Source organism: Streptosporangiales bacterium, assembly GCA_009379825.1.
Classification (GTDB): Bacteria; Actinomycetota; Actinomycetes; order Streptosporangiales; family WHST01; genus WHST01.
In genome coordinates, this window is record WHTA01000117.1 from 1 (window position 1) to 11757 (window position 11757).

Genomic DNA, 11757 nt, shown 5'->3' on the forward strand with positions numbered 1-11757 from the left:
CAGCTGATCCGCGTCGAGCAGGTGGACATCGCTGGCGGCACCGCACTCGACATGGTCCACGCTCACCACGAACGCGTGGGAGCGACCCGCGCGATGGAACGAGCACGCCAGCACGGACGCGAGCCCCTGATCGTCGGCGAGACGCCAGCAGTCGGCCACTGTCACCGGCTCGCCGAGCTCGTCCACCCATCCCGGCGACGTCATACCGGCCGCGACGAGCCGCCCGGCAGCCGCCTGCGCCGCCTCGCCTACCGCGCCGTCAGCGACCGAACCTACCCGCTCGCGCAGCGCCGGTTCTCCCTCATCCACGGCTTCTTCCCCGACCAGCGAACTTTCGACCACTGCCGTCGCCTCGGCGTACCGGTAGCTGTCCAGCAGACCCTGCTGTAGAACCTCGCCACCAACTTCATCGCCGAGTGGGGAAAGACAGGACCGCCAAGGCGAGCCCGCACCGTGATTACCTCGCCAACGGGGTCGTGCTCGGCGGCGGTGTCGACGGCATGCCGTTCGCCATGCTGTTGGCCATCTGTAGCTGCGTCACCCGCCAGACCCGTGACGAAGGGATCCTGGGACCCGAGCAGCGGGCGACCGTCGAGGAGCCAGTACGCATGTACACCTGGGGCAGTGCCTACGTGATGCACGAAGAGGCCGACAAGGGCTCACTCGAGCGCGGGAAGTACGGCGACCTGGTGGTGCTCGACAACGACATCTTCTCCTGCCCCGACGACGACATCCGGGACACGAGCGTGTTGGCGACGTTCGTCGGTGGCCGGCTTGCCTGGGGCAGCCTGCCATGATGCGAGTACGCGAGGGTACAGAGCTGGAGGTTCTGGCCGGCTACAACCGCGCAGTGCGACTCGGCCAGATCATCGCGGTCAGCGGGACTACCGCCAACGGACCCGACGGGAGAGTGCTGCACCTCGGTGACACCGCCGGCCAAGCCCGCGCCTGCCTGAGTCGGGCGATCGAGTGTGTGGAAGAGCTCGGCGGTTCGCGCGAATCGATCGTGCGGACACGCATGCTGCTCACGCCGGAAGCCGACTGGCGCGCCGCCTCGGAAGCGCACGCCGCACTGCTCGGTGACGTCGCTCCGGCCAACATCACGTACATGGTGCACGCGCTGGTCGGTGCGGGGTTCCTGCTCGAGGTCGAGGTGGACGCCGTCGTCGAGCAACGACCCGACAGCTCGGAGGCGCCCGAGTGAAGACGTCGATCCGGGTGAACAACGATCTCACCGGTGCGGCACTCATCGACCTGGCCATGGCGGCGGAACGGACTGGGTTCGACCAGCTGTGGGTCTCCAACGACCTTCTCCTGCGATCCGCGCCGGTGCTGATCGGCGCGCTGTCGGCCCGGACGAGCCGGATCCAGCTCGGTATCGGGATCATGAACCCGTACACCGTGCATCCCACCGAGCTAGCGATGCTGGCCGCCACCGCACAGGAGGTCTCCGGTGGCCGCTTCCTGCTCGGGATCGGCGCAGGTGCACCCGAGTTCCTCGGATGGGCGGGGATCGAACGACGCCGCCCTATGGGCACCACCAGGCAGTCGGTCGCCGCGTTGCGTAAGCTGCTCGGCCACACCGACGTCGACCACCAGGATCTCCCCGCTTGGTGGAGCGACTCGGCGTTCCTTCGATTCGACGTCTCTGCGCCGGTGCTGGTCTACGTGGGCGCGATGGGCCCGCAGATGCGTAGGCTCAGCGGTGCCGTCGCTGATGGGGCGCTGCCCCTGCTCTATCCGCCGGAGCAGTATGCCGCTGCCCGCGACGACGTGCGCGCGGGTTGTCGAGAAGCCGGTCGGGATCCCGCCGCCTTCGACCTGCCCGCATGCATCTGGGTCTCGGTGGGAGCCGAGCGACCTGCCCGCCGGGCACTGGCTGAGAAGCTCGCCTACTACGGCCCTTCGATCTCCGAAGTGCAGCTCGCAGCCGCGGGACTGACCCCGCAGCAATTCGAGCCAGCGGCGAGGTACGCGCAGGTCGGTGAGATGGAGAAGGCCGTAGAGCTCATCGACGACCAAATGCTCACCCTGGGCGTCGCTGGGTCTCCCGACCAGGTGCTCGAACGCTGTCGTGGCCTCGTCGCTCTCGGGGCCGAACACATCTCGTTCGGCCCGCCACTCGGACCTGATGTCCACACCGCGATCGAACTGCTCGGCCGCGACGTCATTCCTGACCTCAGAGCGACTTGTTCTGCTGGACACACCGGCGGCGAGGCGCGCCCGTAAGAACGAGCCGAAGGTGCCTGCCGGACGTCGTAGCTTCGTCGCCGCCACGTTCTCACGGGTACCGGGCAGCGACCTTGCTTGGTGCCGCTCGGCAGACGACCCTTGCAAGTCACGATGCGGCGCGGTCGGTTGTCGTGTGCGCGACGGCGTCCGCTTTCTCACCAGTGATGCGTTCCTCCAGATCTTGACGATAGGTCTCTTCGGCCAACCGGCCCGTGACGATGCTGATGGCGCACATCGCGATCACGTACATCGGCACCGGCCACCAGGCCCCGTCGGCGGCGATAATCAGGCTGGACGCGATCAGTGGTGCGAAACCACCGCCGAGCACACCACCGACCTGATAGGCGGCGGAGACCCCGCTGTACCGAACGTTGGTGCGGAACTGCTCGGTCCACCAGGCGGCCAGCGGCCCGTACATGGCGCTGTGTCCGAACACCAGCGCGATTCCGATGGCGAGCCAGATCAGCACCGTGGCGCCGGTGTTGAACATCAGGAAGGCGGGGACGGCGAACACCGCAGAGAACGCGGCCCCGAACAGGTAGACCCTGCGGCGCCCGATCACGTCGGAGAGCGCGCCGAATGCCAGGAAGCTGACATGCATGGCGCCCGCCGCGATCAGCGTGCCGGTCACACCCACACTGCGCGGAAGCCCCAGGTTGCCGGTGATGTACGCGAGCACGTACACCACGTAGATGTTGAACACGCACGCCTCGGCCAGCCGTTGACCAATGGTGAAGACCGTGGCCTTTCCCTGATGCCTGACGAGGCTGGCCAGGGGCATCCGCGCCTGCCGACCTGCGGCCTTCATCCGCTCGAATGCAGGCGACTCGGAGATGGTCAGCCGGATGAACAGCCCGACGGCGAGCAACACCACGCTGAGCAGGAACGGAATCCGCCAGCCCCAGGCCAGGAACGCGGCGTCGCCGAGCACCGAGGAGAACACGGAGAACGCCCCGGCGGACAGCAGCAGGCCGGACGCGGCGCCGAGCTGGGTGATGCTGCCGTAGATTCCTCGCCTGGCACGAGGTGCGTACTCGACGACCAGCAACACCGCGCCACCATACTCACCGCCGATGCCGACACCCTGCAGAGCGCGCAACGCCAGCAGCAGGATCGGTGCCCAGATACCGATGGTCTGGTAGCTGGGCAGCAGGCCGACGAGCACGGTGGCGATGCCCATGATCATCAGCGTGGCCACGAGCATCCGCTTGCGGCCTATCCGGTCACCGAAGTGCGCGATGACGATGCCGCCCAACGGTCGGGCGAGATAGGCGATGCCCAGTGACGCGAACGCGATCATGGTGCCGATCGCCGGGTCGAACTTCGGGAAGAACAGCTTGTTGAAGACGACCGCGGCGGCGGTGCCGTAGAGGAAGAAGTCGTACCACTCGATGGTGGTGCCGATGTAGCTCGACAGCGCGACCAGGCGAGGCTTGTGACGGGTCATGGTGGTTCCAGTCCTGTCTCTGCAGAGTTGCGGCGCAACGGCTCAGAACGATCCGGAGACGAAGAAACCGCCTCCGCTCACGTCCAGATGGGCGCCGCTTATCCAGTTGTTCTTCTCGGCCAGCAGCCAGAGCGCGGCTTCGGCGACGTCGGCCGGCGCACCGACCCGGCCCAGCGGGATCGACTCCTCGATCGCCTGCCGGCGTGCCGGATCCTCCAGAAGGGCAGCGGTGAGGCCGGTGGCAACCAGGCCGGGGCGCACGGCGTTCACCCTGATGCCCTCGGCCGCGACCTCCTTGGCCATCCCGGTCGTGTACGCGTCGACCGCTGCCTTGGACGCCGCGTACACGGCGCCGCGGTGCCGGCCGCCGATGGTCGCGGCCATCGAGGAGATGTTCACGATGCAGCCACCGTGCCCGCCGCGCGAGTGCATCATCAGCCGGGCCGCCTCCCGCGAGCACAGCATCAGCCCGGTTACGTTCACCGCCATGGTGGCCCGCACCTCGGCGGCATCGATCTCGGTGCACTTGGCGGAGTAGAGCAGGCCCGCGCCGTTCACCAGCCCGGTAATCGGACCGAGCCGTTCGACGACCTGCGCGAAGCTGCCGACCACATCGCGTTCGACGGTGACGTCGGCAGCGAGTGCGACCGCGCGCCGACCGTACCCTTCGACCTCGGTCACGACCTCCTTGGCGGCGGGCTCCGCCGCCGGCAGGTCCATGATCGCGGTGTCGTAGCCGCGCTGCGCGGCCAGTAGGGCAGTCGCCCGCCCGATCCCCGCCGCTCCCCCGGTGATGACGATCGTCCCCATCGGCCACGCTCCCTTGACTGGTCGAGGTCGCGACCGCGGCGGTGGTGACGGCAGTCACGCAGGAGCGAGTCAACTCCCCGGGCAAGCAGTGGGCAAGAAGACAATCCCGTGGAGTCCGATAGGCAACGCCTATGGGTGCAGCTGGGCGGCCATCGCCACGAATGCCCTGGCCGGCGGCGACGACATGCCGGGACGATGCAGGAACGCCGTCGTCCTGGTGATCTCCGGCTCCGTGGCGCGCACCTCCACCCCCGCACGCGGCGCGGTGGCCGCGAGCCCCTCCGGGATGAGCGTGACGCCGTTCCTGGCGACCACTAGCGGGACGATGGCCTCGGTCGACTCGGCCTCGACCACGATGGCCAGGTCCAGGCCGGCGGACACCATGGCGTCCTCGAGCGCGGTACGCGACGAGCCGCCGACCGGACCGCAGACGAACGGCATGGTGGCCATCTCCTCGAGGCTGACCTTGCCGTGCGAGGCCGGATACCCACTGGGCACCAGCAACACCAGCCGCTGCACGCCCACCTCGTGCACGACGACGTCACCGGAGTGCACCGGCGTACTCGCGACGCCGAGGTCGCAGGCACCCTGCTCCACCTGCTCGACGATCTCCTCGACCCGCTGCGACTCGGCGATCGTCACCCGTACGAGCGGGTACTCGGCGCGGAACTGACCGATCATGACCGGGAGCGGGTCGACGGTCAGCGACGGCAGACTGGCGAGCTTGATGCGGCCGCCGGCCAGGCCGGCGACCGCCGCCACCGCGGCCCTGGCGTCCTCCCGTTCCCGCACGATCCGCTTCGCCGGGCCGAGCAGCGCCTCACCGGCAGCAGTGATCCGCATGCCACGGCCGACGCGCTCGAACAGCGTCGCGCCGACCTCGCGCTCCAGTCGCCGCAGCGACTGGGACAGCGACGGCTGCGCGACGTGCAGATTGCGCGCGGCGTTGGTGACCGAACCGCCCTGCGCGACGGCCAGGAAGAACTCGAGTTGGCGAAACTCCATAGGCGCAGCCTATGCGATCGCAAGCCTTCTGCTCATTGCACGAATGACACCAAACGGCCGACACTCGAGTTGCCACCGTCCCCCGTTGGAGTGCCCGTGACCGTCGCCCGCCACCGTGACGTCGTGATCGTCGGCTCCGGACCGGCCGGTTACACCGCAGGCGTCTACGCCGCCCGCGCCGGCCTGCGGCCGCTGCTGTTCGAGGGCGCGGAGCTCGGCGGCGCACTGATGACCACAGGTGAGGTGGAGAACTTTCCCGGCTTCCCCGACCCTCTCGTCGGGCCCGAGCTGATCGGCCGGCTGCGCAAGCAGGCCGAGGCGGTGGGCACCGAGCTGGTCACCCAGGACGTCGTGCGCCTCGACCTCGTGGGCTCGCGCAAGGCGGTGCACACCACCGCGGAGACGTACACGGCGGATGCCGTCGTCCTGGCGATGGGCGCGCGGCCGCGGATGCTCGGCCTGGCCGCTGAGACGTGGGCGGTCGGCCACGGGCTGTCGACCTGTGCCACCTGTGACGGCTTCGCCTTCCGGGGCCGGCCGGTCGCGGTTGTCGGCGGCGGCGACGCGGCCGTGGAAGAGGCGATCACGCTGTCGCGGCTGGCGCCCTCGGTCACCCTCGTGCACCGCCGTGGCGTGCTGCGCGCCAGCGCGGTACTGCAGCGGCGGCTGGCTGCTACCGACGTGACGCTGCGTACGAACGTCGTGGTGACCGACATTCTCGGTGGGCCGGAGGTGACGGGTATCGCCGTCCGCGACACTCACACCGGCGAGCATAACCGAGTGGACGTGGCCGGCCTGTTCGTCGCGATCGGCCAGGACCCGAGGAGCGAACTGGTGCGCGGGCAGGTCGAGCTCACCGACCGCGGCCACGTGGTGGTCACTGGCGCGACCACCACCACCCTCGACGGTGTGTTCGCGTGCGGCGACCTTGTCGACGACACGTACCGGCAGGCGGTCACGTCCGCGGCGTCGGGATGCCAGGCGGCGATGGACGCGGAGCGCTGGCTCGCCCACCGATGAGCACATCACACCAACTCGACAAGGAGCCCACCGTGCAGCACGAGTCGTCGTTCGGCCACCGCGACGCGCTGGAGATCCTGCAGCTGGTGGAGGCCGATCCCACGCTGACCTCGATCAGCCTGAAGGTCGGGCCGTACGAGATCGACCTGGAACGCTCGCCGGCTGCCGCGCCGCCCGCACCCAGCTCCCCGCCGCCGGCCGAACCGGCCGAAGCGGCCGCAGCGCAGCAGCCGGCCGCGCTCGACGGCGCCGACGGCGACGAGGCGGTGACCACGTCGATGGCCGGTGTCTTCTACCGGGCACCCGGCCCGGGCGAGCCGCCGTTCGTCTCGGTCGGTGACCGGGTGGAGGCGGGGCAGACCGTCGGCATCATCGAGGTGATGAAGCTGATGAACACCGTGACGTCGCCGGTCGCCGGTATGGTCACTGCGATTCCCGCGGAGAACGGGCAGCTGATGGAGTTCGGCGCCGTGTTGATGCGGGTGCGGCCGGATGCCGGGGGCGCGGCGGTGGCCGATGACTGACGTCGCCTTCACCGACGAGGGGTTCCGCGACGGCCCGCAGTCGCTGTGGGGCAGCAGGATGAGCACCGAGACGATGGTCGACGGGGCGGCCCTGGTCGACGCCGCCGGATACGAGAAGTCGGTGGTCATCAGCGGCGCCACCTTCGAGGCAGCGGTGCAGCACCTGCGCGAGGACCCGTGGCAGCGGCTCGACGCCGTCACCGCCCTGCTGCCGGGCACGCCGCCGGTGGCGCAGATCCGCGGCCGCACCTTGTTCGGCTGGAAGCAGTACTCCGACGACGTGCTCGAGCTGTTCATGACCACGCTGGCCAAACACGGCATCCAGTGGTTCCTCGTCTACGACGCGCTCAACGACATGCGGATGATCGAGCAGCACGTGCGGGTCGCGCACCAGCTGGGCCTGCGCGTCACCGTGCCGATCTGCTACTCGGTGAGTCCTGTGCACACGCCCGAGTACTTCGCGGAGGTCATCGGGCGCGCGGCCGGCATGCAGGCGGCGGGAGTCAGCCTGCTGGACGCCTCCGGCCTACTGAGTCCGACCGCCGCGGAGGAGCTGATCGCGACGGCCAGGGCCACGCTGTCCGGCTCGGCGACCAGCCTGGAGATGAACGTCCACGACCTCACCGGTCGCGGCTTGGCGTGCTACCGGGTCGCGATGCGTGCCGGTGTCGACGTGTTCGCCTCGGTGCCGCGGGCGGTGGCGTACGACCGGGCCATTCCGGCGGTCACCGACACCCTCGCCGCCGCGGTGGCGAGCGGCCGCACCGCGCGGCTGCACCGGGCGGCTGTGGACCGGGTCGACGACTACTTCGCCTTGGCCGCCTACTTGCAGGGCCAACCGGTGCCGACATCCACACCGCTCACCGCGGACGAGCTCGACGCGTTCGAGAGCCACCAGATACCCGGCGGCATGATGTCGAACCTGGTCGTCCAGCTGCGCGACCTCGGCATCGAGCACCGGCTGCCGGAGATCCTGACCGAGGTGGCGCGGGTGCGCGAGGAGTTCGGCTACCCGGTGATGGTGACGCCGTGCTCGCAGATGATCGGGGTGCAGGCCACCCTCAACGTCGTGGGTGGGCAGCGTTACGCGAGCGTGCCCACCGAGGTGAAGAACTACTTCGCTGGCGTGTACGGCACGCCGCCCGGCAAGCTCGACGAGGACGTGCTCGACCGAGTGCTCGGCGACGAGCCACAGGTGGACCCGTACGAGCCGCTTACCGAACCGATGCTGCCGCGCTTCGAGAGGGAGCACGGACCGTTCGACAGCGCCGAGGACCTGCTGCTCGCGGTGATGTATAGCACGCAGGCCGTGTCCACGTTCTACCAGCAGCGGCGTGCCTGCCGCACCCGGCCGAGGCGGCCGGAGACCGCGCTGGTGGCGGCCGTGCTGGAGCGGCTGCGGCCGACCAGGTTGCGGATCAGGTTGTGAGCCGATGCGCGTCCTCGTGGCCAACCGCGGTGAGATAGCCGTCCGGATCGTTCGCGCCTGCCGCGACCTCGGCATGGTGCCACTGGTTGCGTGCTCCGACGCCGACCGCGAGAGTCTCGCCGTCGCGCTGAGCGACGGCAGCTTCTGCATCGGCGCGGGACCGGCCGCGCAGAGCTACCTCGACGTCCCCGCCGTGCTCACCGCAGCGCAGGCACTGACCGCCGACGCGATCCATCCCGGGTACGGCTTCCTCGCCGAGAGCGCCGACTTCGCCCGCGCCTGCGTCGACGCCGGCTACCGCTTCGTCGGTCCGTCCGCGGAGTCGATCGCGCTCATGGGCGACAAGGTGAGCGCGCGGCGCCGGGCTGAGTCGCTCGGTGTGCCGGTCGTCCCTGGACAGCTGCTCCCCGACGACACCATGGCGGCCGAGCGGCTGGTACGCGCGATGGGCGCGACGGTGATGGTCAAGGCGGCCGCCGGCGGCGGCGGGCGGGGCATGCGCCTGGTCGACCCGAGCTGCGACGCGGCCGGGGCCATTGACCTGGCCCGCGCCGAAGCGGCGACCGCGTTCGGCGACGGCACGCTCTACGCGGAACGGTTGGTCGCGCAGGGCCGGCACGTGGAGATCCAGGTGTTCGGTCTCGGCGGTGGGCAGGCGGTCGCGCTCGGCGAGCGTGACTGCAGCGTGCAACGCAGGCACCAGAAGCTGGTAGAGGAGAGCCCGTCCGGCGTGCTGGGGGACGCCGAGCGCGCCGCGATGGCCGACGCGGCCGTCCGGCTGGCGGCCGGCGTCGACTACGTCGGTGCGGGCACCGTCGAGTTCCTCTGGGACCTGGACGCCGGCGAGTTCTACTTCCTGGAGATGAACACCAGGCTGCAGGTGGAGCACGGCGTCACCGAGCTGCGCACCGGCACCGACCTGGTTGGGCAGCAGCTGCGGATGGCCGCCACCGGGCGGTGCGAGTACGCTGTGGGCGCCGCCCTCGCAGCTCGCGGCCACGTGCTCGAGTGCCGGGTGCTCGCCGAGGACACCACGCGGGGTTTTCTGCCGGTGCCGGGCGTTGTCACCGCGTTCCGGCCGCCGGCCGGGGCGGGCGTGCGTGTCGACAGCCACCTGCGGCCCGGCGCGGAGATTCCACCGTTCTACGACTCGATGATCGCCAAGGTGCTCTGCGACGCACCGACCAGGGAGCACGCGATCGCCCGGATGCAGCGCGCGCTGCGTGAGTTCCATGTCGCCGGTGTGCCGACGAACATCAACGCCCTCCTCTGGATCCTCGATCACCCCGACTTCACCGCCGACCGCCACACGACCGCCTGGTTCGACGACCAGTTCCGCGGCGCACCGACGAGCGAAGGGATCGCTTCATGACGCTGACCGCCACCCTCACCGTGCTGAGCCCGGTCGCACCCTCGGACACTTCATCGACCGACGAGGAGGCGTTGCCCTCCATCGCCGGCAGGCGGGTCACTCTGCTCGGCAACGGATGGCCGAGCTGGGACCACCTGCGCGCCGCGGTCGCCGACCGGCTGCGCGCCGAGCACGACCCGGCCGAGGTGTCTACCCGCGACGTCCCGCTGGGCAGCCAGGCTCCCGCGCCGTTGCTGGACGAGATCGCCGCAGATAGCGACGCGGTAGTGCTTGGCTTGGCGAACTGCGGCTCCTGCGCGGTGGCCACCACGCAGAACGCCGGGCAGCTCGCCCGCCGTGGCGTACCGTACGTCGCCGTGGTCACCGAGCAGTTCGTCGAGCTCGCGTCGTCGCTCGACCCGGCACTGACCACCGTGGTGCTGCCGGCCGCCCTGGAACAGCTGGGCAGCGACCAGCTGGACGCCATCGCCACCGACCTGCCGGACCGGTTGGTAGCCGCCCTGGTGGCAGGTCGCCGGTGACCCAGGCAACGGGCTGCGCGCCGACCGAGATCGCGCTGGCTGACGAGCAGGATTTCTCCGAGTACGCCTACGAGCAGGGCTGGACCGACGGTCTGCCCGTCGTAGCTCCGACACCGGAGCGGGTGGAGCGGATGCTGGCGGCCACGGACCGCGACCGGTACGAGGAAGTCGCGCAGCTCGGCCCCCGCGGCGGTGCGGCGACCGTCGAGCGGATCGCCGTGAACGCAGTGCTGGCCGGGTGCGCACCCAGGTACCTGCCGGTGCTGCTCACCGCCGCCGAGCTGCTCGGGCGGCCGGAGATGAACCTCAGCGCCATGCAAGCGACGACCAGTCCCGCCACCCCGCTGCTGGTGGTCAACGGGCCGGTGCGCGAGGCCATCGGGCTGAACTGCGGCCGGGGCTGTCTGGGTCCCGGCACCCGCGCGAACGCCACCATCGGCCGGGCGGTACGGCTGCTCCTCATCAACATCGGCGGCGGCGTACCCGATGTCATCGACAAGTCCACCCAGGGCCTGCCGGCAAAGTTCTCGCTGTGCCTCGGCGAGCACGAGGAGGGCTCACCGTGGCCGAGCCTGCTCGCCGACCTGGGCTGGCCGGACACCGCGTCCGGGTTGACCATGACCAGCGTCATCTCGCTAGCCAATGTCCGCCTGCCCGACCCGAAACCGGGCTCGCTGCACAACGAGATCGCCATGCTGGGCGACGCGCTCGCGATGCGGGGCAGCAAACACGTCCAGGTAGGCGGCGGCAACCCGATCGTCGTGCTGTCACCGGGCACTGCCTCCATCTTCGCCGCAGACGGCTACGACAAGCAGCGGCTCCGCGAGGAGCTGTACCTCGCCGCGACCCGACCGGGCGCGGCGTACGCCGACCAGCCCCTCACCAGCTACCGCCGCGACGGCGACGCGGTACTGCCATGTGCGACCCCGGACGACATCGTGGTGCTGGTGGCCGGCGGCCCGGAAGCGAACCAGTCCCTGGTTATCTCCAGCTTCGTGGAGTCGCCGGTGCTCACCTCTCCTATCAACCACCCACCGGTCGACTGCATCAACGGCGAGCCACGGCTCACCACGGCGGATCCCGATCAACGGTGATCCGCACTCGCTCGACCCGCTCCGCATCTCGGGGTCCCCGTAGTACTGGCGGAAAATCGGGCGGATATGGCTGACCTCGGGTTTCGCCAGTCGAGCCGCGGCCGCTCACCAGGTCACTCCGCCCTCAAGGTTCTGAGCTTGCGATTAAACCTGGTCATGATGCGCCGCCGGATCGATCACCCGCCGCTACACTCACTGCGCCAGCCCCGGATGCCACTGCCACGCAGACCCGCCGACACCCCACGGCCCGTACTGGCAGTGGACCGCCAAGATCGACGGCAAGACCGTCACCCGCCGCCTCAG

General features: G+C 69.9%; 12 protein-coding genes. 9 read left to right on the plus strand and 3 right to left on the minus strand.

Annotated features, from left to right (window positions below; all coding sequences use genetic code 11):
• From GEV07_29060 to GEV07_29070, 3 genes are all read left to right on the plus strand, one after another.
• Positions 1-797, plus strand: a 797-nt coding sequence (locus GEV07_29060) for an amidohydrolase family protein (GenBank protein MQA06582.1), incomplete at its 5' end; no start/stop codon positions are given.
• On the plus strand, positions 794-1204 hold the full coding sequence (locus GEV07_29065; GenBank protein MQA06583.1) for a hypothetical protein: 411 nt from the start codon (positions 794-796) through the stop codon (positions 1202-1204). The genes GEV07_29060 and GEV07_29065, both read left to right, overlap by 4 nt.
• A 56-nt stretch (positions 1205-1260) precedes the next feature.
• Positions 1261-2229: an LLM class flavin-dependent oxidoreductase gene (locus GEV07_29070; GenBank protein MQA06584.1), complete on the plus strand. Its 969-nt coding sequence runs from the start codon at positions 1261-1263 to the stop codon at positions 2227-2229.
• Positions 2230-2338: 109 nt separating this feature from the next.
• On the opposite strand, the gene GEV07_29075 is transcribed toward GEV07_29070, so the two are convergent.
• The 3 genes from GEV07_29075 to GEV07_29085 form a co-directional block, all read right to left on the minus strand.
• The gene (locus tag GEV07_29075; protein MQA06585.1) at positions 2339-3679 is read right to left on the minus strand and encodes an MFS transporter; all 1341 of its coding nucleotides are present in this window, start codon (positions 3677-3679) and stop codon (positions 2339-2341) included.
• A gap of 42 nt (positions 3680-3721) precedes the next feature.
• Positions 3722-4489 carry an SDR family oxidoreductase gene (locus GEV07_29080; protein MQA06586.1) on the minus strand — a complete coding sequence of 256 codons (768 nt, stop codon included), beginning with the start codon at positions 4487-4489 and terminating at the stop codon, positions 3722-3724.
• Between the two features lie 129 nt (positions 4490-4618).
• Positions 4619-5494 carry a LysR family transcriptional regulator gene (locus GEV07_29085; protein ID MQA06587.1) on the minus strand — a complete coding sequence of 292 codons (876 nt, stop codon included), beginning with the start codon at positions 5492-5494 and terminating at the stop codon, positions 4619-4621.
• 96 nt (positions 5495-5590) lie between these two features.
• On the opposite strand from GEV07_29085, the gene GEV07_29090 reads away from it, so the two are divergent.
• From GEV07_29090 to GEV07_29115, 6 genes are read left to right on the plus strand one after another with little or no spacing between them, the layout of a single operon-like run.
• The gene (locus GEV07_29090; protein ID MQA06588.1) at positions 5591-6514 is read left to right on the plus strand and encodes an FAD-dependent oxidoreductase; all 924 of its coding nucleotides are present in this window, start codon (positions 5591-5593) and stop codon (positions 6512-6514) included.
• Positions 6469-7038 carry an acetyl-CoA carboxylase, biotin carboxyl carrier protein gene (locus tag GEV07_29095; GenBank protein MQA06589.1) on the plus strand — a complete coding sequence of 190 codons (570 nt, stop codon included), beginning with the start codon at positions 6469-6471 and terminating at the stop codon, positions 7036-7038. The genes GEV07_29090 and GEV07_29095 overlap by 46 nt, the downstream gene beginning before the upstream one ends.
• Positions 7007-8467 carry a hypothetical protein gene (locus GEV07_29100; protein MQA06590.1) on the plus strand — a complete coding sequence of 487 codons (1461 nt, stop codon included), beginning with the start codon at positions 7007-7009 and terminating at the stop codon, positions 8465-8467. The genes GEV07_29095 and GEV07_29100 overlap by 32 nt, the downstream gene beginning before the upstream one ends.
• Before the next feature lie 4 nt (positions 8468-8471).
• Positions 8472-9839: an acetyl-CoA carboxylase biotin carboxylase subunit gene (locus GEV07_29105; GenBank protein ID MQA06591.1), complete on the plus strand. Its 1368-nt coding sequence runs from the start codon at positions 8472-8474 to the stop codon at positions 9837-9839.
• Positions 9836-10360, plus strand: a complete 525-nt coding sequence (locus GEV07_29110; protein ID MQA06592.1) for a hypothetical protein — start codon at positions 9836-9838, stop codon at positions 10358-10360. Before GEV07_29105 ends, GEV07_29110 begins: the two co-directional genes overlap by 4 nt.
• Entirely contained in the window at positions 10357-11454 is a 1098-nt protein-coding gene (locus GEV07_29115) for a hypothetical protein (protein ID MQA06593.1), read from the plus strand. The genes GEV07_29110 and GEV07_29115 overlap by 4 nt, the downstream gene beginning before the upstream one ends.
• Positions 11455-11757: the final 303 nt, after the last annotated feature.